The following is a 25668-nucleotide window of genomic DNA, read 5'->3' on the forward strand; positions in this document are numbered from 1 at the left end:
CGTTGATTTTATCTCATTTATTAATATACTGCACAACTGTGTAGTAAATGATTTGTGATGACTATAGAAGAATGGGAGAAAACAAGGTGAAAAGAAAAGCCTTTGTTGCATATAAATTGGCGTTAGTGGCCGCCAGCGGGTTGTTCCTAGCAGGATGCAATCAAGCGAATTCTGAGGTGCAGCCAGAAGTTGTAAAGCCAGTAAAATTGTTGCAGGTTCCTAATTTATCGGCGTCTGAATTTGACTCATTTTTGGCTGAAGTGGATGCAGGAAAGCGCTCTCAGTTATCCTTTCAAGTTCCAGGCATGATAGAGACTTTAAGTTTTCGCGAAGGTGAAAAAGTTACTAAGGGTGCGACGCTTGCGACATTAGACCCAAAAGATTATCAGTTAGCAGTAGACGCCGCTCAAGCTCAATTTGACTTAGCTAAAACCCGTTACGATAGAGACATACAATTAGTCAGCAAAAAGCTGATCAGTACCGATGCTTTTGACCAGTCAGAAACAGCTTTTAAGGCAGCTGACGCTAAACTGGAACAAGCTCGAACCGATTTAAGCTACACCCAAATTAAAGCACCGTTTGATGGCGTAGTTTCACTCAGCTTTGTTAAATCATTTCAGTTCATTGGTGCTAAGCAACCCGTTCTCAATATCATCAATAATGATTTACTGGATATAAACATTGCTTTGCCGGTTCCATATGTGGATAAAACAGGCATTCGTACCTTACCGAAGCGTGAATATGCCGTGGTGTTTGACGTTCATAACAGCATTGTTATTCCTGCCAGTTTCAAAGAGATGTCTACTCAACCAAATTCCGATACCAATAGCTACAGTGCCACAGTTACCATTGTTAGACCGGATGTACTGAACATTCTGACAGGAATGACAGGGCAAGTGTTGATTCGTAATGAACAGCAACGAGATCAGTTGATATTGCCAAATGGTGCATGGGTTTCTAGAGAAGGAAGCAGCGGTGAAATTTGGCGCTTTGAACCACAAACTAATTCTGTAGAGCGTGTGAAAGTGAACACCGACGAGTTTGGCGCCGTTGTTGGTGGCTTGAATGCAGGAGATATGGTGGTGATTGCGGGTGCAAAAAACCTTCATGAAGGGCAAGTTGTACGAGCTTGGACTCGTGAGGGAGGTATTTAATGTTTAAGCAGACCGTAATGAAACAGGCCATGTCGAAACTGGCGATCCTAACTGTAGGTTTAGTATTACTGCAAGGGTGCAAAGATCAGGCTGTTATAACAGACGACGCACCTTTAACGGTATCTACTTTCGCGATAGAAAAGCCAATAGAGAACCAGTTTAGAAACTTCAAAGGGCAAGTGATGCCTGCTGATCTAACTCCTCTCTCTTTTCGTATCGAAGGGGAGCTGCAATCTATCGCTGTTCGTGCTGGACAACAAGTGAAAAAAGGCCAAATACTGGCTCAGTTAGATGACGATAAATTGCGTCAAAAGTTAACCGATGCACGGGTTCAATATGAGTTAGCGTTAAAACAGTTTCGCCGTGGTAGTGATTTGTTGAAACGCAAGATGGTTTCTCAATCAGAATATGATGAGCTTACCGCTAATTTGCGTCTTGCTGAAGTGACGTTCCAAACTGCAAAAAACAACGTTAATTACACCAAGTTATTAGCACCATTTGATGGTTATATTTCTGATGTGCCAAAAAAATCCTTTGAAAGTGTTAGCCCGGGTGAAATGATTTTAAGCATCTTCCGTGGCGATGTTGTTCGAGTAAGAATTGCTATTTCTGACACGGTTCTTTCAATGATTAATCCTGATCGCGAAGTAAGAAATTACGAAGTTAAAACCACCTATTCTGGTGATGATAACCAGTACATTTTGAGCTATTACGAACACTCTAGCGAACCTGCGGAAGGAAGTAATGCTTTTGAGTTCTGGTTAGAAATGCCACAAGTATCTCCTGCTATCTTACCAGGAACCAGTGCCAGCCTAGATGTTGATTTATTGGAAGCTGGATTAGGGACTCTGCAAGGATACCAAGTGCCGATGACAGCACTTGATGCCGGTAAAAACCAAGGCGAATTTTACGTTTGGAAAGTCACCAACAATATGGTGAACAAAATGCCAGTAGAGATCGTGCAAATTAATAGCCAAGGTGCTGTTGTAAGTAAAGGCATAAAAGTTGGTGATCAAGTGGTGAATACTCATTTAAGAAAGCTGCGTGACAACGCTGTGGTTGTAATAGCGAAAGAGGGTAACTAGCAGTGAGCATTGCAGAATATTCAATCAAAAATAAAGTAATTAGCTGGATGTTTTTAGTCATCCTTGCAATTGGTGGAACTCAATCATTCTTTGGTTTAGGAAGGCTGGAAGACCCTGCCTTTACCATCAAAGATGCGATGGTTATAGCCACGTATCCCGGCGCGACCACCACAGAAGTAGAAGAAGAACTCACTTACCCTATTGAAAAGGAAATTCGTCAACTTCCTTATGTAGATAATATTACCTCTACTTCGTCATCTGGAATGTCGCAGATAATGGTAAGTATGAAGATGGAGTATGGTCCTGATCAGCTTCCTCAAATTTGGGATGAGATGCGTCGTAAAGTAAACGACTTAAAACCGACTCTCCCTTCAGCGGTGAACTCAGTACAAATCATTGATGATTTTGGTGATGTGTTTGGCGTGATGATCATGTTAACGGGAGACGGTTACGACTATATTGAACTGAAGCGATACGCCGATCTATTGAGTCGTGAATTAGAGTTGGTTGATGGTGTTGGTAAAGTCAGTATTTCCGGCGATCAGCAAGAGCAACTGTTCGTAGAAATGTCGATTGATCGCTTAGCTTCTTTAAGTCTTGATTTCACCACAGTGGTCAATCTATTAACTCAGCAAAACAGCGTAGTTTCAGCTGGGGAAATGATGATCAGCGGGCAGCGTTTATCAATCCGTCCAAGTGGTACTTTAGACTCGGTAGAATCGTTAGAAAACCTGATCATTCATGGTCGAGATACCGGCAAACTTATTCGACTAAAAGACGTTGCTACCATTAGTCGTGGTATTAAAGAGAAGCCGAGCAATATTGTTACATACAATGGTAAACCCGCCATTAATTTAGGTATTTCTTTCGCGTCTGGCGTTAATGTTGTGGAAGTAGGTCAGCAGATAGAAGCAAAACTGACGGAGATTGAAAACATTAAGCCAGCGGGGCTTGACCTTAACTATTTCTACAACCAGTCCCAAGAGGTAGATAAATCCGTTAAGGACTTTATCGTTAGCCTAGGTCAAGCAGTGGGTATTGTTATCGTTGTGCTGCTTTTCACCATGGGTTTTAGAAGTGGTTTAATTATTGGCTCTGTGCTTCTTCTTACCGTGCTTGGCACATTTATTATGATGAAGCTAAATAACATTGAGCTTCACCGGATATCGCTAGGGGCACTAATCATCGCATTGGGTATGTTGGTGGACAACGCCATTGTGGTGGTAGAAGGCATATTAGTGGGCTTGAAAAAAGGCCGAACCAAACTTCAATCCGCGGTAGACATCGTAAAACAGACCCAGTGGCCTCTACTTGGTGCAACGGTGATTGCTATTACCGCTTTTGCTCCGATTGGCTTGTCGCAAGACGCCACCGGCGAATTTATGGGTTCTCTATTTTGGGTACTGTGTTATTCACTATTCCTTAGCTGGATTACAGCTCTTACATTGACGCCATTGCTGGCTGATCTGTTATTAAAAGATGGTGAGAGTGAAGAAGGGGAAAATACCGACCCATATAAAGGGGCGATGTATGTTCTGTTTGGTTCGTTACTGAAGTTTGCTATCCGTTTCCGTTGGTTGACCGTCACAGGGATGATTGGCCTGTTAGTGGTCGCTATTATTGGTTTTGGTGGGGTAAAACAGCAGTTCTTCCCAGCATCAAACACACCCATGTTCTACGTTGATATGTGGATGCCAGAAGGGACAGATATAAGAGAAACCGTCAAACAGACGGAAAGAGTAGAAAAATATATTCGATCACAAGAAGAAGTGGAGTTTGTGACGACCTCTGTTGGTCAAGGGTTACAACGTTTTGCGTTAACTTATGCACCAGAGAAAAGTTACGAAGCGTACGCGCAACTTCAAGTTCGTGCTAAGGACCGCGAGCAGATGTTTGCCTTGCTGCATAAACTTGATAGCTCTCTTACCAGCGAATTTAATGCCCCTACATTCCAGTTGAAGCTGATTGAGTTTGGACCATCGCCGGCCTCTAAGATAGAAGCGAGAATATCAGGTGCCGATCCGCAAGTACTACGGGATATAGCCGTTCAGATAGAAGATATTCTGCACCAAGATCCGGGTGCAAGAAATATTCGTCACGATTGGAGAGAACGAACCAAAGAACTGGTGCCGCTATTTAATGAGTCAAAATCTCGTCGAATGGGTGTATCAAAAGAAGATCTGTCCAACACCTTGCAAACAGCGTTTGGTGGGTCAACCATCGGCTTGTTCCGTGACGGTACTCAGTCGTTGCCAATCTTAGTACGTCTTCCTGAAGAAGAACGCGTTAACTTTGATACCGTGCAAAACCTAGGTATTTGGAGCCCGAGTCAACAAACTTATGTACCAATTGAACAGGTAATGGATGGGGTTGATCTGCAATGGTCAGAGCCACTGATTTTGCGTAGAGACCGTAAACGTACATTAACGGTATTGGCAGACCACGATATTTTAGGAGACGAAACACCAGCAAGCCTATTTGCTCGTGTACAACCAAAAATAGAGGCGCTAAGCCTACCTGAAGGATATGAACTGTCATGGGGCGGTGAATATGAGTCATCTTCGGATGCTCAGAATATGCTGTTTAAGTCGCTTCCAATGGGCTATCTGTTTATGTTCGTTATCACCGTTTTCTTGTTTAACTCGGTCAAAAAATCGTTGGTTATCTGGTTTACAGTGCCGCTGTCAATCATCGGTGTATCAGTTGGTTTGCTTGGCTTTAATATGCCTTTCAGCTTCACAGCTTTCCTTGGTTTATTAAGCTTGAGCGGAATGATTTTGAAAAATGGCATCGTACTGCTTGATCAGATCAATATTGAATTGAAGGAAGGACGAGAACCATATGATGCGGTAGTACATAGTGCGATAAGCCGTGTTCGCCCGGTAAGTATGGCAGCATTGACCACCATACTAGGTATGATACCGCTGATGTTTGATGCTTTCTTTGGTTCAATGGCAGTAACCATTATGGCCGGTTTAGGTTTTGCAACCGTATTAACGTTAATTGTCGTTCCAGTTATGTTCGCCATTATGTTCAGAATAAGAAGCCCAAAGAAGGCGGCATAAGCTGAACAGAGAACAGATGTATTGTGTAAAACAATAGAGTTAAAAACCACACCGTCTTTGACTAGACAGGCTTTCTTTAACTAGATAAGCACAACCACCAAAAAGCCCTGCTAACACTGCCAGCAGGGCTTTTTTTTATAAGCGACGTTATACTTGCTTTACACTAGGTCGTTCAGTGCTGCCAGGAAGGTGTCGATATCTTGCTTAGTTATATCTTTGTGTGTTGCAAAACGAACTGGATTTGATGGCGAAATGATGATCTGCTGCTTTGCTAGGGCTTCCGCAATGGCTTTAATGTCTACAGAGGCATCTAACTTGGCAAACACTAGGTTGGTAGCGACATGATCAGGGTTTACGTTAAAACCATTGATATTGCTTAACCCGTAGGCAAGTTGTTTGGCATTAGCGTGATCGGTTGCCAATTGTGACACTTGCTCCGTCATCGCGAGTTTACCTGCTGCTGCAAGAATGCCCGCTTGACGCATGCCTCCCCCTAACATCTTTCGAATCCTTCTCGCTTTGCTGATAAAAGCTTTGCTGCCTAGTAGCAACGAACCAACGGGAGCGGCCAGCCCTTTTGATAGACAGATAGTCATCGAGTCAAAATGCTGGGCGATTTCACGAACATCGACATCCAAAGCAACCGCCGCGTTATACACACGAGCGCCATCTAAATGCAGTTGTAGACCATGCTTATTGGAAAACTCTCGCGCTTGTTGTAGGTAAGAGAGAGGGAGTACTTTACCATTAATGGTGTTTTCTAAGCTGAGTAGCTTAGTTCTGGCAAAATGAATGTCGTCTGGCTTTATGGCGGCGGCTAACTTGTCGAAACAGAGTGTGCCATCGGGGTTGTTCTCTACTGGTTGAGGCTGAATGGAGCCGAGAACAGCAGCGCCGCCAGCTTCATATTTATAGTTGTGCGCCAGTTGGCCACATAGATACTCATCACCTCGTTCGCAGTGTGACATCAAGCCAAGTAAATTAGCTTGTGTGCCTGAACTGGTGAAAATAGCCGCTTCAAAGCCATGTCTCTCCGCTGCCCACTGTTCTAGTTCATTGACTGTCGGGTCATCGCCATATACGTCGTCGCCAACATCGGCATTTGCCATTGCGTCACGCATAGTTTGGGTAGGTTTAGTTACGGTATCTGAGCGGAAATCCATTTTTCGTCCTTTCATTGTTAAATCTGATTATTGTTCTATTCGAACTGAGACATTCAACTTTTGCCTACGCATCTTAGCTAAATTTGGCAGGCAGAGAGTCAATCAATTCTGAGATTATGCTACTGGTCAACTAAACGTTTTATCACTATCGCTGAATTACCTCAAGGTATAACGAGTTGTACTTGCCCTCCCATTTCCACGTAGATGAAGTGACTGCTACGTTGAACTCGCAAGAAGAGTGAAGGATCCGGCGGTGCGTTGGCTGTGAGATTAGGGGGGGTATGGCATTTAATGCGTATGGAAAAAGGTAATATAAGATTGCAGTTAAAAAAAAGATTCGCGCATTAATCGCTAAATAAACTTGTTATGATCTGGCGAATAGTAGGGTGACATACCACTCAAATGTCGCATCCAAACGGTTTATTGTAACAATATGTGTCAATGAAAGATGGACATTAAATTCAATTCGTTGATACTGCTATTATATTGATAACAAACCCATAACATAAGCAACGTTAGTTTGCTAACCAATGACAAGATTGACGGAATTTGTATGCTCGCTCGCCACGCTTCTCACGCACAAAAAGCACTTTTATCTGAACGAATTAATAAACTGGCTCATGCACTTTCTGATGGGGTTTATGAAAGAGAGAACACCATTAAATTATGTCTGCTGGCTGCGTTAGCCGGGGAAAGCGTGTTCTTACTTGGGCCTCCAGGTATTGCAAAGAGCATGATCGCTAAAAGGTTAATCCAGGCGTTCGATAACAGCAGCTATTTTGAATATCTAATGACTCGCTTTTCAACACCAGAAGAAGTTTTTGGTCCGTTAAGCATTCAAGAGTTGAAGGATAACGGTAAATATGTCCGTTTAACCGAGGGTTATCTGCCTAAAGCTCAAGTGGTTTTCCTCGATGAAATATGGAAGGCCGGCCCAGCTATTCTTAATACACTGCTAACGGTCGTGAATGAAAAAACCTTTAAAAATGGCAGCGACATAGAGCAAGTCCCTATGCGGTTATTGGTTTCCGCTTCTAATGAACTTCCTGATGAAGATAGCGGTTTAGAGGCCTTGTACGATCGTATGTTGGTTCGGGTGTTTGTTGATCGCATTCAAAATAAGCAGAATTTTAAGTCGATGTTGACCGTAGGTACTGAACAGGAAGCTCAAATACCAGAGGGGTTAGCGATTACCGATGAAGAGTATCACCTTTGGAAGAAAGAGTTAGAGCAGCTACCGCTTAACGACGACTGCTTTGAAAAGTTATACCAGCTGAAAAGTATGCTGGAACAGAAGGCCGATGCGGCTGACCGTAGCGGAAGCTCAAACGAGCTGTATGTTTCTGACCGACGTTGGAAAAAAGCCGTTAAATTATTAAAAGCGAGCGCTTACTTTAATGGTCGAGAGAAAGTAAATTCTATCGATCTATTACTGCTAAAAGATTGTTTGTGGCACAGCCCAGAGTCAAGAGAGATGGTTAACGAAGTGATTAGCGACTTCGCCATTAATCATGCATTTGACCAACATGTTATCCATCAACAAATTGAACAGTGCAAAGAGTTGCTGCAAGAGATTCAATATGAGCTGCAAGAGCAGTTTAGTATCCATTTAGAAGAAGAAGCGTCTAATAAATTATTGCGAAAAACCGCTGGCTATCAGTACGATTTGTCTGCAGCGAAAACCTACTCAGTAGGGAACGCTAGAGGACTGATTAAAATGGTATTGCTACAAAGCAATATGTCGGTGAACGAATCAGAAAAAGGCGATAGTCGCTGGATATATGTTGCCAAGGATGAGCTTGAAAAAGTGATTCGAGAAGGTGGCGGTGATGCGTATGGTTACGTCAACCAAAACAGTAATATGTGTCGTATCCGCTTTGATTTAGACGCAACTAATAGCCTAGTAGTAAAAGACATTGCTAATCGTTCAGTTTTGGCTGGGATTGTTGACCGAGAAGGACTGAGTGACGAGCAGTATCAACAATGGTTAGAGAAAACCGAACAGGCGTCTAAGTTACTCACTCAAGCTGATTATCATTTAAGGCAAGTTCGCTCCGACTTCCATGGTGCTTTGCCTCACAGCTTCATCGATATTGCCATTCCAACCAAAATGGAGAGCAGCTTGCAATCTCTCGCGGATGAGGTCGATGAGATAAAACAGAGCAGTGAGAAAACGATCCAAAGAATTAAAAACCTTGATCAGTTTTTTGCATAAGGGCAAGCAATGTTAGGCGCAGATGGACTCAACTTAGCGATGATGATAGCAGAATCAGGTATTATTGATTCTGCCGTAAACGATCTCATTGGTCGTTCGCAAGTGTTGATGATTCCAGAAAACCGTGCCCTTAAAGCCTCAGTAAAAACCCATATTAGCAAGTGGCGAAGCAACGTAAAAAGACGAATAACTAAAGTGTGTGAAACCGATAGGTTTCAGCAAGAGCTAATGCTTTATCAAGAAGTTATTCAGTGGGATGAAGCGACCTTTTTTGAACAGATTTCGGAGGTGATAGAGCGGTTAGACAAACACTCTCCGTTTTATAGCAAAGCGAATAAACTGCTTTCTAAAAACAAAGGTCGAGACAATCCGGTGTTCCCTCACTATTTTTGTGAGCAGTGGTATCAGAGTTTATCTAACGCCATCAAACAGGCGGAATTGGTGGCGCTAGAGTCAGATAAAGAGACGTTCTTGGCGGACCTTTACCAGCGTGTAGAAACCATGAAAACCATGGATAAAGTGACCGAAGAGGGTGAAGTTGGCAGCATTGGCCGATTGTGGGATATGGCAGCCGCTAAGTTGTCAAAAGGCGACATGACCACAATTAAGCGTTATGCCGAGTTTTTGAAAAAGAACCGTGAGTTACAAAAAATAGCTGAGCAGCTTGGCCGAATGGCCAGCGAAGTGTCGGATCCTAGTTTACGTTTAAACCCCGCTGATGACGTAAGAATGGTCGAAGAAAAAAGTGACGAGGCAACGGATGATATTATAGGTGTTCATGAAAGTGATGACCTAAATAAGATGCTGCCAAATGAGGCGATGTTTCTCGCTTATCCTGAGCTGGAAGTTGTGTTCTACAAACACCTTATCGACAAGCGCCTGATGAACTATCAGGTACAAGGGAAATCCCGCAAGCTTCGTCGGGTAAAGTCTCAGAAACCAGATAACAAGCAAGCTGATGTTGAAAAAGGGCCGTTTATTATTTGTGTCGATGCGTCGGGATCGATGAGCGGATTCCCAGAGCAGAGCGCAAAGGCGATGGCTTACGCGTTGATGCAAATAGCGCTTGCAGAAGAGCGTGACTGCTACGTTATTCTATTTTCTACTGAACAGATAACGTATGAGCTAACCCGACAAGATGGTTTGCGAGAAGCGAGTGACTTTTTGTCTTACCAGTTTCATGGTGGTACCGATTTGGACCCTGTCCTGATCAAATCGGTAGAGTTAATGAGCAGTGGTAAATACAGAAATGCTGACATGGTGGTGTTGTCCGATTTTATCGCGCCCAAGCAGCCTGATGTCATTGTTGAGAGTGTTAAGGCGTTGCAGTCGGAACACAACCGATTCCATGCAATCAGTTTATCCAAATATGGCAATCCGCAGCTGATGGCGATGTTTGATCACTGCTGGTCTTATCACCCTAATCTGATGGGGAGGTTGATTAAGAAATGGTAATAAAAAACAGTAATCCATTTAAAAATAGTAATAATTACTATTAATCCATTTAAATTCCCCTCTGCTTGCAAGAGCATTTTTATACATACTTTAAAACGAGTGAATCAATCTCACACTGTACGCAAAATCCTCACTTTTCTGTTCAATAAAGCTAACAATTTTTCGCTAAAGCCATTAGTCTATCTAGTCAATTGATGACTGCACAGAAATAGATAAAGTTTAGTGATATGAAAAAAATGAACGAAGCACAGGTGTTGGTCATTAGTAGTACGATAAAAGACATCAGCACTATCTCTATCGCTTTACAATCTGTCGGAGTCGCAGAGCACAATATTCAGTCGGTTCACAATTATAAATTAGCCCTTCGTCGGGTTAAGCAGCCTGCCTTTGATATTTATATTATGGATTACGATATAGAAGAGCAGCGAGAAGAGTTCTATCACACTGCAATGGCGGAAGGATTTCTGTCGGATCTTTCTATTAAACTTTTTGTCACTTCTGATAAGAAATCCATTTATGGTATTTTGGATCTTGAACCAGACGGTTACCTTCTTCGACCTTACTCTGCTTCGAAGATGAAGACCAAAATCACCGCCATTTATGATGAAAAAAGCAAATTAAAAACCCTTCTTGAAAACCTCAATGGCGACTGCAAAAACAAAATGTTGTCTAGCTGCAATTTATTGGAGATCTTCTATCCCAAATTCTACTACTCGATAATGGAGAAGCGAGGAAAAGTATATGAAGAGATGGGGGAACAAGAAGTCGCTTTAAATCTGTATGAGTCGATGATTAAACGAATCGACGACAAAGCGAATCACCCATGGTTGTATGCGCGCTATCTAAACTCATTAATTCAGGCGAAAAAGATCAAAAAAGCAGATTCAATTCGCAAGCATATTCTTGCCAACAAAGTAAGAATGTCGCCAGAGTTGTATGACACCATGATAGATCTCGATATCTGTTTGGGTAGTATTGAAAGTGCCCAGAGTAAAGCAGAGTCTATTTGTGCATTGATACCGTGTAATTATGATCGTAAAGAGATTTTGTCGACTCTCTATCTCATTCAAGGTCAGTATGAAAAAGCGATGAGACTCTATAACGACAGTTATCTCATCAACAAAGATAGCTACCGAGATAAGCCATTAAATTTACTCGATTATTTAAAGTCTATTTTATATATGGCACAAAAAGATGAACAGGGAAGACACTTATATTTAAACAAGTTTGATTATCAAATTAAACTATTTAAGTACAAAAAATTGTCGCAAAATGATAAATGGAAGCTAGAGTTATTGCATGCCCATAAGCGCTATTTAGAAGGCTATACTAAGGAAGTGGTCACTAGCATAGAGAAGCTAGGACAACAAGTTAGCGAAATGTCGTTGAGAACCTTGCATCATTATATGACTTTACAAGGTCTGCTAGGTCTAGATACGGAGTTGGAATCATCCTATGAAGCGGCGTTAGATAAATTTAGAAGCGCCAATGGAGATGCATTATCCCGAGCTCAAATTTTCTTAATTGATGATACGTTTCGTTCTTTTAAAGAAGCCTGCTGATATTGATGTTTGACGAGTACTCCGCTAAGTAATGTCTAATAAGCGGCTTTTTTCCCAGTGTATCGCCCATGATAAATTTGTAAGATTTACTTTTCCTTTATCGCCAATAAGACCAGTTATAGGTATGGCGGTATTTGTTTAATCAACACAGTAGTAACCATATGAAAAAAATACTCGTTGTACTTGTTTTACTGTTATCTAACATTCTGCTTCCAAACCTCGCTTTTGCTCATGTTGACGGTTCTTCTGGAGGATTTTGGTCAGGCTTAAACCATCCAGTATTAGGGTTGGACCATCTACTTGCTATGGTGAGCGTGGGCATTGTCAGTGCACAAATTGGCGGTAGAGCAATTTGGTCAGTACCTGCAACTTTTGTTGCTGTCATGCTGGTGGGTGGTGTTATGGGTATGCAAAGCATCCCATTGATTTCTGTTGAATTAGGTATTGCTATATCGGTACTGGCGCTTGGTATCGTGATTGCTGCAGATAAACGTATAGCCGCTCAATGGGCGATGCTGTTTGTCGCAGTGTTTGCGGTTTTCCACGGGCATGCTCATGGTGAAGAAATGCCAAACCTAGCAAATCCTGTTTTATATGCACTTGGTTTTGTTAGCGGAACCGCTGCGATTCATATCGCGGGTGTTGTTATTGGAACAGCAGCTAAAAAACATCAGTATGGTATTAAGTTAATGCGTATGGCAGGAACGGCCATCGCCGCTGTAGGGATCTATTTTATTGTCGCTTAGTTCCATTTTTTAGAGGTACTCATGGATAGAGTTGCAACAAACGCGTTAATTGTAGAAGGCGGTGCTATGCGCGCCGTTTTTTCTTGCGGTATTCTCGATCACTTTTTATCGGCAGATTTTTCGCCATTTGATAGCTTTTGGGGGGTCTCAGCTGGAGCATCTAACGTGGCGGCCTTTTTAGCCAACATGCCGGGACGAAATCTTAAAATCTATACCGATTATAGCTGTCGAAAAGAGTTCATAAGGCTGAGTAGTCTCTTTTCTAATCAAGATATTATGAATCTAGATTGGTTGTGGGATATCACAGTTAAAGAGCTGGGCTTAGATACAACCACTATGGAAAAAGATGGTCGGCCTTTTTATCTCGCCGTGACCAATCAACAGACAGGTTTGGCGGAGTATTTATTGGCCGAACCCGAAACCGTTATCGAAACGATGAAAGCCAGCAGTGCTCTCCCTATACTGTATAAGCGCGGAGTTAAACTGGCCAATGGTCATCATTATGTTGATGGAGGCGTAGCAGACGCAATACCTGTTGCTGAGGCTATTCGGCGTGGTGCCACCAATATCATGGTGCTAAGAAGTCGTCCGTTAAGCTATCAAAAATCGGCCAGTAAAATGCCCTACATGATGAAAAAAATGTTGGCAAAAACGCCTCAACTTATCGAGCCAATGTTACAACGTTCGGATAACTATAATCACACTTTAGAGTTAATAAGAAACCCTCCTGAAGGGGTGAATATCGTAGAGGTTTGCCCTCCAGAGTCATTTCAACTTAAGCGACTTACTCGTGACCCCAAACCTTTGCTTGAGGGTTACCACTTAGGTAAAGAGGCTGCCGTGGAGGCGATTGCTCGCTGGAAAAAGGAAACAAGTTCATGACCGTATATCTCGATACCTCCCGCTTGCAGCTAAGGCAGTGGAAGGCGAGCGATTTAGAGCCTTTTTATCAGTTAAACAGTGATGAAGAGGTGATGCGTTACTTTCCTGATGTATTATCAAAATCGCGCAGTGATGCCGTTGTTGCCAGATTGTCTGAAATGATTGATGAGAAAGGCTGGGGGTTTTGGGCGGTAGAGATAAAACAGACCGGAGAGTTTATCGGTTTTGTTGGCTTGCTGGCACAACAAAAAAGCGCTATCCCTAATTCACCACTGGTTGAAATAGGCTGGAGATTAGCGAAATCCCATTGGGGTAAAGGTTATGCTACGGAAGCGGCGCAAGCATCGCTAAAGTATGCTTTTGAGACTCTTAGTTTGTCTGATGTCTACTCATTTACCGTTTTAGATAACGCGCCGTCTCGTCATGTTATGTCGCGAATTGGCATGACCAATACCGAGCAGGATTTTGACCATCCTATGCTTGAAGATGGTCACCCTCTGCAAAGGCACTGCTTGTATAAAATTACCTCTGAGCAGTGGCGAAGTGCCAACAAACCTTAAATGTTTATCCCGTCTCGGTTAAGAAAGCTTATCGCAAGCCTAACTCACTTGAGTATAAAGACATTTTGTCCTATAAGAAGAGGTACATTGCACGACAGTTTTTAGTCAACAAGGTGGATTAGATGTATAAGGATATTATCGATTTTTGGTTCAATGAACTAGAGCCAAAGCAGTGGTGGCAAAAAGACCAACAGTTAGACCGAATGATTCAAACTCGTTTTGGCGAACTCCATAATCAAGCCAAAGCGGGAGAATTGTTCCATTGGCGGAACACCGCTCTTGGCGCGTTAGCTGAAGTTATCATTTTAGATCAGTTTTCACGTAATATTTATCGAGACAAACCGGACTCATTTTCTTGTGACCCACTGGCTGTTGCTTTAGCGCAGTTTGCTATTGCTAATGGCTTAGATACACAGTTGTCCAATACTCAACGTGTATTTCTATATATGCCATTTATGCATAGCGAATCAAAGCTTATTCATGTTGAAGCCGTTAAACTGTTTGAATCTGTCGGAGTTGAAAGCAATCTTGATTTTGAACATAAGCACAAAGCAATTATCGATAAATTTGGCCGCTATCCCCATAGAAACATCATCCTAGGGCGTCGTTCCACAGAAGAAGAGATAGCATTTCTTAAACAACCAAACTCTTCTTTTTAACTCTGTTGAGATGGTAGCACTGTTAATTAATTTTCGAAGGATCAGAGAGTAATGCAGGTATCAAAAAAAGAAGGGAAAATAATTGATAAGGCTATTAAACATTGGACCGAAACGGAGGTTATCTCGGAATCTGAGGGTCAGGCACTTAAGGCTTCTTATGAGGTAACGTTTTTTGATTGGAAGCGTGTAGCAAAATACTCTTTTTGGTTAGCCATCGCATGTATCGTCATTTCCGTCTCTACCGCCTTATTTGATCAATGGCTTATTGAGTTATTCAAAAAGCTATTTGATGCAGCGGACTCAGTGAAATGCGCCGGCTTTGCAGTGCTATCAGGTGGGTTGTATTTTTTTGGTGCGAGCAGAAAATCTCGTCATCCCAACAAAGTGTATAGCAACGAAGCCATCTTCTTTTTGGCGGTAGTAGCAACAGCCGTATCTATCGCCTTTTTGGGGCAGGCAATAGATACCGGCTCTGGACATTTTTCACTGTTATTGCTGCTGGCAGCTATCGTTTATGGGGTGTTAGGGTTGTGGTTTCCCTCCACATTGGTATGGCTATTTTCGTTATTGTCACTGGGCAGTTGGTTTGGAGCAGAGACAGGCTACGCGTCTGGTTGGGGAGCGTATTATCTCGGCATGAACTACCCGCTAAGATTCGTTCTTTTTGGTCTGGTGTTATTAACGGTTGGCTCATACGTATTTAATCAATGGCAAATGAGAACAGCATTTTTAAAACCAACGAAAGCTGTCGGGCTGCTTTACCTGTTTATCGCACTCTGGATCATGTCTATTTTTGGTAACTATGGCGATCCGGAAGTGTGGCAAAGCGCAAAACAGATAGAGCTGTTTCATTGGTCAATACTGTTCGCGGCTGCGGCCATTGGCGCTATATACCACGGCGTAAAGTATGATGATGGAATGACACGGGGCTTTGGCCTCACGTTTATCTTTATAAATCTTTATACTCGTTTTTTTGAATACTTTTGGGACAGTACCCATAAAGCCATTTTCTTTGCGATACTGGCTTTAAGTTTTTGGTATCTCGGAACCAAGGCAGAAAAAATATGGCAGCTAAGTTTGGTAAAGAATTTGACCAGCCAAAATATTTCGAAGCAGTAATCTTAAATTATAGTTATAAATGAAAGGATCTAATTACTCACAGTATGCTGTTTTATAAAACGGCGTGATTATTATATTAATGAAATTTATTGTGTAACTTCAAATTTCAGATTATTTGAAATATATACATATTTATAAATCTAAATTTAATTAGATGCTATATTCATAGTGTCCCTACCGTCATACAGTTGTCTATTATTTGAACAGATGACGAAGTTATGAACTCAAATTTGGTGGGTAATTATCTAGTAGGTCAAAGCTGGCAAAGGCTTCTCAATATAGTGCAACTATCATTGTTGCTTTTGTTTTTGTGCTTTGCCAAGCAATCCTATGCGTTGTCTCCTTCTGCAAAACAGAGTATAGAGTTAGAACAACAACGTCGATTGCAACAACTTGAAGAGGCAAAACAGGCAGTAGAATCTCTTCAACCTCTCCCAACGATTGAACAACCGACCCTTCCATCAAGTTCAAATTGTTTCGAAATAAAACGTATCTTGTTCTCTGGTAATACCCTTTTTACATCTGAACAGTTGCAACAAGAAATTAAATTTGAAGCTCGTTGTATCGGTATTGATGAAATTAACCAATATTTGAGTGTTATTTCTAATCTATATATAAAAAATGGTTATGTTACTTCTCGCGCTTTTTTAACTCCTCAAGATTTAACGTCAGGGGTTTTAGAGATTTTTATTTTGGAAGGTAGGGTTGAAGCGTTGTTATTTAATAATAAGCCAGCCCGTTTTCTCGATAATGCTTTGCCGTCAATTGTTGGAGAAATACTTAACCTCCGAGATATTGAGCAAGGTTTAGACCAAATAAATCGACTGTCGCGTTACAACGCAAAAATTCAATTGCCGCCAGGGACTAAGCAAGGCTACTCCATCATCAATGTTCAGGCAACATCAGCAGGCATCGTTTCTGGTTCCATAGGTGTCGATAACGGTGGTCAAGAGAATACTGGCGAAACCCAGTTATCAATGACTCTTAAGGCAGACAATCTACTCAATGGGCTTGAACAATGGACACTCTCTGCCAAAAAGAGCAGCGAATTTCGAACCAGTCAAGACTCACAAAATGTTGCATTTAGTATCGATATACCAAGAGGCTATTGGAATGCAAGTTATCGAACGAGTTATAGCGATTATAAGCAGAGTATAGATAACAACTCTTTTACTTTTCAAAGCACTGGTAGAACAAACAGCCACGATGCCGATATCAGTTGGCTCTACTCTCGAGACAGCGACAGTAAAACATTATTTAAGCTAGGTGTTCATCACCGTAGAGAGAAAAACTACATAATGGATACCTTACTTAAAACGGGCTCGCGCAATCTTTCTTCCGCTTCATTGTCTGTTGATTACAGCAGCCGGTTTATTGGGGGGTTCATTACCCTTTCTCCTCGTTATGTCACTGGAACAGACTGGTTTGGTGGGGAAGATGATAGCCAGAAAACATCAATGATGCCTAAAGCTCTGTTTGAGAAACTAACGTTAGCCACCAGCTATACCTACCCACTCTCCCAAGTCGTCACCTTAAACAGTACGCTATTTGGACAGTGGAGTGATGACACATTGTATGGCAGCCAAAGGTTGAGTATCGGCGGTCTCTATTCTGTTCGAGGTTTTAAAGATACTTCCATTTCTGGAGATCAAGGTTATTACTGGCGCAACGAGATTACTCACCGACTAGGTCAACTTCCTTATATTGGCAATGTTAGTACACAGTGGGCAATAGACACAGGTTCGATCGTTAAAGACAGTCGCGATGCACTAGAAAAAGGCTCCTTAATGGGGGCATATGTTGCCATCAACACTCGTTCTACCCTCTTAAGTAGTCAATTTTCTATAGGTTTACCTATTGAAACACCTAGTCGCTTGAAAGGTGATGATTACGTTGTTAATTACCAACTCACCATGGCGTTTTAATTATGAAAAAGCTCCCTTCAACACGCAAACATCATGTGCCTTCAGTTATTAACACGTCATGTTTGCAACGTTCTTTCGCTTATTTGGTCTGTTTCGTTATCAATGTTCAACCTGCGCTTGCCAGTGTTGTCGCGAGTGGAGGAAATACCACGGTAACGCAGGCACGTAACGGTGTTGAGGTCGTCAATATTGCCACCCCAAACAGCAAAGGCCTTTCTCATAACCAGTATCAGCAGTTTAATGTGGATAAATCAGGACTCATTTTGAACAACTCCACCGAGGCGTTAGCAAGGTCACAGTTAGGGGGAATAGTTGAAGGGAATGCTAATTTAAGAGGGCAAGCGGCTAACGTCATTCTAAATGAAGTGACTGGAGCAACAGCAAGCCAGTTGCAAGGTTATACAGAAGTCTTTGGCCAAAATGCCAACGTTATTTTAAGCAATGCCTATGGCATTACGTGTGATGGTTGCGGGTTTATTAATACTCCCAGAGTAACTCTTTCTACCGGTGCTCCCGTGATTCATGCAGGAGAGGTCACAGGCTTTGATGTGAGTCAGGGAGCGGTGACGATAGAAGGCTTAGGACTGGATGCCAGTCAGCAAAACTATTTTGACATTGTCAGCCGCACCGCCAAGATAAACGCGGCGATACATGCTCAGGATTTAGCAGTAGTAACCGGAAAAAATCGTGTTGATTACCTGACGAATCAAGCGACTAAGCATGCTGCGGTCGCTGGGGAAAAGCCCACTTTAGCTATCGACTCATCAAGCTTAGGGGGCATGTATGCCGGACGTATTACCCTTATTGCCACTGAAGATGGCGTTGGTGTTAATGTTGGTAATTTGGCTGCGTCTCAAGGGGATATTCGGTTAACCTCCGATGGTCACATAGTTTTGGCAGATGTGAGTAGTCATAATGATTTGATTGTGAACAGTCGCGATGACGTTAAATTAACGGGCAATCAACAAACAGACCGTGATTATGTGGTGAGTGCGGCTTCTATAACCGCAGTAGATGCTAATGTGGCGAGTGAGGGAGATCTGCAGTTAAATAGCAAGGTACTTGATGTACAAAACGCCACTCTTTCTGCCAAAGAAGAGATAACCACTGCCGTTAATCAATTGCAGCTTGATAAAGAAAGCAAGCTCATTGGTCGCACCGCCCAGTTAAAGGCGCTTAAAGAGATTGACAATCATGGCACCGTTTCTATTTCAGAGCAGCTTACCCTACAAGGTGAGCAGATTAAATTAACGGGTAAAGGAAAAATACAAGCTAAACAGCATAATATGCAGGCTAACTCTGCATCTATTGATACGAATGTAGAGGGAGGTGGTCTTAATTGGCAATTGGATAATACGTTAGCTGTCACGGATAAAGGCAACGTAACCACTCAGTCGGATATTCAGATAAAAGCCAATAAGGTGACTCAGCAAGGTAAATTGCATTCAGGCAATAGCATTGACCTTGTGGCAGAAAATATCGTCAATAACGGCGTTGTACGGGCCACGCAAGAGTTGGATATTCAATCTGGAGAGGTGACAAACGAAGGAACACTTATTGCTCAATCCGATATGACGGTGACAGCGGATAATCTAACCAATAAGGCGTTGATATACGCAGGCCAAGACGCTCAGTTACAGATTAGCAACACCCTACGTAATGACGGTGGCGATATCATAACAGGTCGCAATTTAACAGTGGGGAAAAATACCAATGGTGAGAAAAGCCAGACGATTGACAATATATCTGGATATATAAAATCACAGGGCAATATGCTGCTTAACGCCGAGCATATTATCAATTCAGTGAAACAAGTAACTACCGCCAGTAAGACCGATATCATCAATGGTAATAGCATTGGCAAAAACATTCGTGTGAAACTGGGCAATTGTAAAATACACAGTTGGAAAATACGTTGCAAAGGCAACTACAGTGCTCAAAACGAGTATAAAACCGTAAAACAAATACACAATAGCGTCATAGTAGAAGGGAAACCCGCAATACTGGAATCGGCCGGAAATCTGGTATTGAACGCAGATACGGTAACCAACACCGTTAGTCAAATCACTAGTCATGGCAACATTGTTATTAATGCTAACCAAGTCTCTAATAACGCCTATGTAGATGACACCATCACCACAACAGGCCGCTACTTTGCACCCGGTGGCAGTATAAAAGGCAGCAGCTCTGGGCACCGAAGTGTTTACATTAATTTAAATCTGATTGATAGCGCAGATAGCCACGAAATTAATGATACCTATCACTCGAGTATTACCGCATCCGGTGACATAAATATTGAGGCAGATAAAGAGTTAGGTAATGGCGAGGTTCGACAGCATGATGCTATCACCCCCTCTAACATACCAACCCGAGTCACCGAAAAGGTTGAGAGCAACAGTTTTGCGGTACCCATGCCAACATTTCCTAAGCCGACCAGTCCAAATGGTTTGTTTGTCTACAGTGACGGGCCTAAGAGCCATTACTTGATAGAAACCAACCCTGCGTTGGTCAATTTGGGAGACTATTTAGGCTCGGACTATTTCCAAAGTAAACTCGGTTTTAACCCTAATACAGACATCAAGTTTCTAGGTGATGCTTACTATGATACTCGCATCATCAACCAAGCGATTTTTGAACAGACAGGACGGCGATATCTTAACTCGTCTGTTGGTAATGATTTCACTCAGATGCAGCAACTCATTGATGCGGCGGCGAAGCAGAAAACTGAACTTCACCTCTCCGCCGGTATTTCTTTGACTGCTGATCAAGTGAGCAAACTTACTCAAGATATAATTTGGTATGAAGAAACCACGGTAAATGGCCAAATAGTGCTTGCCCCAAATCTCTATTTAGCATCAGTAAACGAAGAGAACGTTGGCACCGGCGCACAGATTGTGGCGAGAGGTAATCAGACCCTTCGAGCGGGAGAGGTGACCAACCAAGGAAGAATTCAATCGGGTAAGGCGTTAAACATAGAGAGTGACACCACACTCAACAACCTTGGTGGTGACATAACTGCCGAAGACAACCTAACTTTGCATGCGCAAGGTGACCTACTCAATGAAAGTGGCACGCTCAGTGGTGATGACGTCACGTTAACCAGTACCAATGGTAGCGTGATTAATCGCCGCCAATCCAAAGAGACCATCATAAACCATGGCAACAATGCGACGGCGCGCTATAGCGAACTAGGCGATGCAGGTGAAATCGTAGCAAGAGGCAACTTAACCATGGGTGCTGGCAACAATATAGAAAACCAAGGGTCGACTATTCATGTGGGTGGTGATGCGACACTGAATGCCGGTAAAGATATTGTGTTCAATACGGCAGAAAAAAGCCAAGACTACCGAGTGAACAATGGCGGTGGGCAGACTGAGTTGCTGGAAAGGCAACACTATGGTTCTACCCTAAGTGCAAAAGGGGGTGTCCAAGCCGAAGCAGGAGAAGAGATACGCCTGACCAATACGGAGGTAAAAAGTGGTGGCGATATTGCTTTGCAAGCGGAAAAAGGCATCACCATAGATACCGCATTAAATGAGCAGAAATACCTCAATAACTACAGCGGCAACCAACAGACTCGCCATAGTAAAACGCATCAAGGCTCAGAGCTATCGGGCAGCAATGTGATGCTCAATAGCGGTGAGGATGTCACGCTATCAGGCAGTGATATTCATGCCGAACAAAACGTGGATATTAAAACCAAAGGTGACATTAATATCGTTGCGGTGAATGACAGTCTCTACCAATACAGCAAACGCACAAAAGAGGGCATGCTGGGCAGTAAAGAAACCAAGATACATAAAAGCAATAAAGAGAAGGTTATAGGGAGCCAAATTAGTGCTGGTGGTGATATTGATTTAGAAGCTCAAAAACTGGCGTCTGCTTTGATAGCGGGGGGAGAAAGTGACATCAATATCATTGGCTCTGAACTGCAAGCTTCAGGCAACATTAATATGAACGCTGATGGCGATATTGTAGTGGCTGCTCAGACTTTCGAAGAATTTGAGCATAATGAAACCATTAAAAAAGGCTTTGCAGGGCTTAGTGGTAATCAATCAGGTCAAGTTGATAGCAGTACACAATTAGAAGGTAGCTTAGTTCGGGCTGGTAACACCATTAACCTTAATTCGGGCAACAATATTGGCGTTATTGCCAGTGATATAGTGAGCGGAAGTGACATTAATCTTGTTGCGGCAAATAACACTGTAATAAGTGACGCAGATGAAACTCGTCAAAGCAAATCATGGAGTGAGTCTTATAAATTATTTGGTGGTGGCAATCTCTTTGAAATGAACACTGAACGTGAAGGGGAGCAGAGCGCTAAATCAAAAAGCAGTTCTCTTTCTACTAAAGGCAACGTCAATATACATAGCGGCAGTATTGGGGTAGTTGGCTCACAAGTCACAGCAGATAAAGATATTCGTATGACAGCAGACACGGGTGATATCGACATTATCCCTGCACAAAATCAAAGCGAACGGTATCAAGATAGTGAATCACTTTCTATTGGTCTAGGGGCCACTAGCGACATTATTAGCATAGAAGATGGGCAACTGCGCATTAATCTTGGCGAGGCGAGTTACAAAAAGAATGACCATCAATCACAAACTCGTCAACAGACTCAATCGCAGTTAGCAGCAGGGGGAGATATTGCTCTAACGGCTGAAAGTGATATTACCATTTCAGGTTCAAACTTAATTTCCGATACCGATAGCAATCAACAAGGTGACGTTCTTCTTACTGCTGATAACGTCACTATTTCTGAAGCGAAGGAACAAGAGCAGAGCCAAACTGAGCAGGTTCAAGGTTCGGCAAAAGCAAGCTTAGTGGTGCAACATCAAGCGGTGGAAGTGGCCAAAGCTGCTAAGGCGGTGGATGCGTCAAAAAATAAACTGAAACAGGCAGAAAAGGACTACAAACAGTATAAAAAGCAAAAACAACAACTCAAAAATACACTGGCGTCATTGCAACAACAACTCAAAGAGAAGCAGCCTGGTGTTAGCTATGATGATGTCGAAGAGCTGCAAAGCTTAATTGATGATGTAGAGAGCGACGAAGCATGGTACGTAACAGGTATCGCTCTTGCTAGTGCTGATGTAGCATCTAAAGTTACTTTGCTGGTGCAGCAAACCGCTGCTGCTGCCCAAAGCTCTGGTACTTATGGCTTCAATGCAGGATTGCATTTGGATATAGAGGGCAGTAAAACCCAATCAGACAGTGCTCAGACTAGCTCAGTCGCCTCTAACCTTGCTGGACAAAACATCATTATTAATGCAGGTAATCAAGAAGGCAATCACGCCACTATTCAAGGTGCAAACTTGCAGGCAATAGAGGAGATTAGTATTGATGCCAATGAGGTTAATCTTCTCGCTTCTCAAGAGTCTCAAAGCCGCAAGAGCAAAACGGACTCGGGTAGCCTAAGCGCATCTATGACAGTGTATGGCGCGTCTACGGGGATCAATTTAAGTGCCAGCCTTAATAGTAATGAAAGTGATTCCAAGTCGACCACCCATACCAACAGCAGTGTTAATGCCAATACAATAACCATCACTTCCAACCAAGATACCAATATCGTTGGTGCTAATGTCCATGCAAATGACGTGCTAAATATGGATGTCGGAAGGGACTTAAACATAGCCTCTGTTCAGGACAGGCAAAGCAGCAGCAATAAAGGTATGGGCGTGAGTGGTGGTTTGAGTTTATCTGGTGGTGGTACAACTGGTGCTAGTGGCGGCATTAATAGTTCAAATGGCCGCAGCAGTAACAAGCAAACACTATTAACCAGTTTAACCTCTGGCAACGAAGCCAATATAAATGTGGGTAATAACACCGATGTAAAAGGGGCGCTAATCGCCACCGTTGACGAGCAAGGTAATGACCTAGGTAATCTAACTCTCACTACAGATACGCTAACTTACGCCGATTTAACTAACACCGAATACAATCAAAGCCAGAGTATGGGGGTAAGCACCAGTGTAGGAATAAACAAAGGTGAATTGGACGCAACAAATAATAGTACCAATCTGCAATACAAAAACACATCAGGATATAGCAAGTCTAAAACCCTAGCGACGGTTGGTCAGGGTAACCTTACCATCACGGACGCAGAAAACTCCGACGACACCTCACGCCTAAATCGCGACACCGAACATACAGAAAAGGACCTGTTCACAGTTGACCGTAAGCAAGGGGATTTTGATGTTACTGTTGATCACCGGTTGTTGAGTGAAGAGGGTAGGGCGCAGATAAAAGAGGATGTTAAGCGGACACACTTAGCTGGTCAGTCATTAGCTGACGTAGCGTTAGAAGATTCCGTTAAGTTGGCTGATACCTTTGAGCATATGGATGTGGTGCAGAAGGAGTTGGATGTACAACTGCTGATTGCTCAGAAGAAAGGCGATGCAGCGGTTAACATCAATAACCTTGAAAATGCTACCGCCAAACAGAAGCAAGATGCGATCAATGATTACGCTGAAGCCTACTCTGAAGTATTCGATATCTCTATCGAGAGTGCCTTGGTTATCGCGGTTAATAAGTCGATTGGTGGTGCACACTATACAGGCGACAAGGGCAGTAACATTGTTCTGAATGATAAGGCAATGAAGAATGCTCAAGACTATATGAATATTTTAGCGCATGAAGTTACTCATGGGTTAGAGAAGCAAGGTATTATTGGTGATAAAGGGAATCAGAGCGAAAATTACGCTGAATTGGTCGGTGAATATGCCGAAGGAAACTATGAATTTGCGCTAGAAAACAGTGGTCTTGGTGATGTTAAGAAGGGCAATACTAATTCATATATGGGGAATGACTCAGCGTTAGTTACAGGTAATAGTGATGATTTCAATAAGAAAGAAGCGGAACTTAAACCTGGGGAAATAGATTACATGAATATTCCACATGTTGAGAATATTGTGGCCAGCGGATTAAAAGAAGAGGCGTTAAAAGATTACAATAATGTAGATGGAATTATTAACGACAACGCTAAATCAAAAGAAGCGGTTGTCAACTATTTCTCCATTGCTTTAGGTGGAGTTAGCTGTGTAGGTGGAAATCTTGCTGGATGCGCAGGAGCAGGTATTGCAACTAGTGATTTGGGTGAAGTACTAACTGAAGGTTTAGAGAATAATGTGGCTAATGATCCTATTCAGAGTGCAATGATGGATTTAATGCCTAACTATCTTGATGATAAATTAAAAAAATCGATGACAGATTTACTATTGGGAGGGTATGGAATTAAAGATATACATCAAGTACCGCAAGCAGAAAAGAAAATAGATGCGATTGTAAATAGTTTAAATAAAGCATCTGAGATTGGTAGCTTAGAGGTTTATATGGAAACAATGCATAGCAACATAAAAGAAATATGGGATGATAAAAATAATGAGTAACAGGGCTTATATAGTTTTATGTTTTTTAGTTTTTCTAGTTTTCTCAATAGCAGCTATGCTAAAAGAACAAGATGTTTTTTATGGTAATGTAGTTTCTTCTAGATGCGTTGAAACCGCTAAATCAACAATTTCTGTCGAACTGATAGTGTCTAACGAAGAAACGAGAAGGAGGTTCTCGTTTGGAGTAAAAGATCATCTATGTAAAGATGCAGTTAAGCTATTTCGCCCAAACTATAAAGTATTGATTGATTACCGTTCAATCGACGGATGGTTTACCGAGGTTATAGGAATTCATTTAAATGGAAAAAAAATATCATTGAGGTCTTATTAATATTTAGCCACTAATAAGGCACAGGAACCTTAATATTAGCTGAACACTTCTATACAATAAATTTGAATAAAATTGTTTTTTTCAATATTTTTCAACTAAATGATAACAAAAATATACTTACCTATTTATAACTGAGCAGATGAGAATTGGCTGGTTTGAATCGTTTTTAAGATCTATGTCCTCGCTGTGCCAAAGGTAGATGAAGTTGTAACGAAAAGTGCTGAGGAGCTGTTTAATGGAAAGTGAGATAGCATTGGGGTATTGGGTAAAAAATAGAAGTTCCACGCACTTGTGTATCGGTTTTCAATATGGTGGGCACATGGGAGGGGAGTGCGAATTATTTCTTCCAGTTAGCA

At 42.2% G+C, this 25668-nt stretch carries 14 protein-coding genes; 13 read left to right on the plus strand and 1 reads right to left on the minus strand.

All coding sequences use genetic code 11. The features are described 5' to 3' along the window. The first annotated feature begins 71 nt into the window (after positions 1 to 71). Genes F0227_RS02775 through F0227_RS02785 form a run of 3 tightly spaced genes read left to right on the plus strand, consistent with a single transcriptional unit; the run spans position 72 to position 5304 of the window. Positions 72 to 1154: an efflux RND transporter periplasmic adaptor subunit gene (locus F0227_RS02775; protein ID WP_171751778.1), complete on the plus strand. Its 1083-nt coding sequence runs from the start codon at positions 72 to 74 to the stop codon at positions 1152 to 1154. Then, positions 1154 to 2239: an efflux RND transporter periplasmic adaptor subunit gene (locus tag F0227_RS02780; RefSeq protein WP_171751644.1), complete on the plus strand. Its 1086-nt coding sequence runs from the start codon at positions 1154 to 1156 to the stop codon at positions 2237 to 2239. The genes F0227_RS02775 and F0227_RS02780 overlap by 1 nt, the downstream gene beginning before the upstream one ends. Positions 2240 to 2241: 2 nt before the next feature. Beyond that, positions 2242 to 5304: an efflux RND transporter permease subunit gene (locus tag F0227_RS02785; protein ID WP_171751645.1), complete on the plus strand. Its 3063-nt coding sequence runs from the start codon at positions 2242 to 2244 to the stop codon at positions 5302 to 5304. A 158-nt stretch (positions 5305 to 5462) separates the two neighbouring features. On the opposite strand, the gene ltaE is transcribed toward F0227_RS02785, so the two are convergent. Then, positions 5463 to 6482: a low-specificity L-threonine aldolase gene (gene ltaE, locus F0227_RS02790; RefSeq protein ID WP_301338343.1), complete on the minus strand. Its 1020-nt coding sequence runs from the start codon at positions 6480 to 6482 to the stop codon at positions 5463 to 5465. A 538-nt stretch (positions 6483 to 7020) separates the two neighbouring features. Between ltaE and F0227_RS02795 the strand changes: the two genes are divergently transcribed. The 10 genes from F0227_RS02795 to F0227_RS02840 all read left to right on the plus strand — a co-directional run bounded on the left by F0227_RS02795 (position 7021) and on the right by F0227_RS02840 (position 24981). Then, positions 7021 to 8682: an ATPase RavA domain-containing protein gene (locus F0227_RS02795; RefSeq protein ID WP_171751647.1), complete on the plus strand. Its 1662-nt coding sequence runs from the start codon at positions 7021 to 7023 to the stop codon at positions 8680 to 8682. 9 nt (positions 8683 to 8691) lie between these two features. Then, positions 8692 to 10137, plus strand: coding sequence for an ATPase RavA stimulator ViaA (gene viaA / locus F0227_RS02800; RefSeq protein ID WP_171751648.1), 1446 nt, complete (start codon positions 8692 to 8694; stop codon positions 10135 to 10137). Between the two features lie 227 nt (positions 10138 to 10364). Continuing rightward, positions 10365 to 11699 carry a hypothetical protein gene (locus F0227_RS02805; protein ID WP_171751649.1) on the plus strand — a complete coding sequence of 445 codons (1335 nt, stop codon included), beginning with the start codon at positions 10365 to 10367 and terminating at the stop codon, positions 11697 to 11699. A 161-nt stretch (positions 11700 to 11860) separates the two neighbouring features. Next, a complete protein-coding gene (locus tag F0227_RS02810) occupies positions 11861 to 12445 on the plus strand; it encodes a HupE/UreJ family protein (RefSeq protein WP_171751650.1) in 585 nt (194 codons plus the stop codon). A gap of 21 nt (positions 12446 to 12466) precedes the next feature. After that, a complete protein-coding gene (locus F0227_RS02815) occupies positions 12467 to 13327 on the plus strand; it encodes a patatin family protein (protein ID WP_171751651.1) in 861 nt (286 codons plus the stop codon). Then, positions 13324 to 13887 carry a GNAT family N-acetyltransferase gene (locus F0227_RS02820; protein WP_171751652.1) on the plus strand — a complete coding sequence of 188 codons (564 nt, stop codon included), beginning with the start codon at positions 13324 to 13326 and terminating at the stop codon, positions 13885 to 13887. The genes F0227_RS02815 and F0227_RS02820 overlap by 4 nt, the downstream gene beginning before the upstream one ends. A gap of 122 nt (positions 13888 to 14009) precedes the next feature. Beyond that, entirely contained in the window at positions 14010 to 14546 is a 537-nt protein-coding gene (locus F0227_RS02825; protein WP_171751653.1) for a DUF924 family protein, read from the plus strand. Between the two features lie 51 nt (positions 14547 to 14597). Next, positions 14598 to 15665, plus strand: a complete 1068-nt coding sequence (locus F0227_RS02830; RefSeq protein ID WP_171751654.1) for a DUF2157 domain-containing protein — start codon at positions 14598 to 14600, stop codon at positions 15663 to 15665. Positions 15666 to 15883: 218 nt separating this feature from the next. Continuing rightward, positions 15884 to 17590 (plus strand): ShlB/FhaC/HecB family hemolysin secretion/activation protein, encoded by a 1707-nt coding sequence (locus tag F0227_RS02835; RefSeq protein ID WP_171751655.1) that lies wholly within the window; start codon positions 15884 to 15886, stop codon positions 17588 to 17590. Between the two features lie 2 nt (positions 17591 to 17592). After that, on the plus strand, positions 17593 to 24981 hold the full coding sequence (locus F0227_RS02840) for a hemagglutinin repeat-containing protein (RefSeq protein ID WP_171751656.1): 7389 nt from the start codon (positions 17593 to 17595) through the stop codon (positions 24979 to 24981). Positions 24982 to 25668: the final 687 nt, after the last annotated feature.

Source organism: Vibrio sp. 99-8-1 (assembly GCF_013114595.1).
Classification (GTDB): Bacteria; Pseudomonadota; Gammaproteobacteria; order Enterobacterales; family Vibrionaceae; genus Vibrio.

Coding starts and splice junctions, on each gene's coding strand:
- F0227_RS02835 (WP_171751655.1), top strand. CDS start 15,884: ATGAACTCAAATTTGGTGGGTAATTATCTAGTAGGTCAAAGCTGGCAA.
- F0227_RS02815 (WP_171751651.1), top strand. CDS start 12,467: ATGGATAGAGTTGCAACAAACGCGTTAATTGTAGAAGGCGGTGCTATG.
- F0227_RS02825 (WP_171751653.1), top strand. CDS start 14,010: ATGTATAAGGATATTATCGATTTTTGGTTCAATGAACTAGAGCCAAAG.
- F0227_RS02775 (WP_171751778.1), top strand. CDS start 72: ATGGGAGAAAACAAGGTGAAAAGAAAAGCCTTTGTTGCATATAAATTG.
- ltaE (WP_301338343.1), bottom strand. CDS start 6,482: ATGAAAGGACGAAAAATGGATTTCCGCTCAGATACCGTAACTAAACCT.
- F0227_RS02840 (WP_171751656.1), top strand. CDS start 17,593: ATGAAAAAGCTCCCTTCAACACGCAAACATCATGTGCCTTCAGTTATT.
- F0227_RS02795 (WP_171751647.1), top strand. CDS start 7,021: ATGCTCGCTCGCCACGCTTCTCACGCACAAAAAGCACTTTTATCTGAA.
- F0227_RS02830 (WP_171751654.1), top strand. CDS start 14,598: ATGCAGGTATCAAAAAAAGAAGGGAAAATAATTGATAAGGCTATTAAA.
- F0227_RS02780 (WP_171751644.1), top strand. CDS start 1,154: ATGTTTAAGCAGACCGTAATGAAACAGGCCATGTCGAAACTGGCGATC.
- F0227_RS02820 (WP_171751652.1), top strand. CDS start 13,324: ATGACCGTATATCTCGATACCTCCCGCTTGCAGCTAAGGCAGTGGAAG.
- F0227_RS02805 (WP_171751649.1), top strand. CDS start 10,365: ATGAAAAAAATGAACGAAGCACAGGTGTTGGTCATTAGTAGTACGATA.
- viaA (WP_171751648.1), top strand. CDS start 8,692: ATGTTAGGCGCAGATGGACTCAACTTAGCGATGATGATAGCAGAATCA.
- F0227_RS02810 (WP_171751650.1), top strand. CDS start 11,861: ATGAAAAAAATACTCGTTGTACTTGTTTTACTGTTATCTAACATTCTG.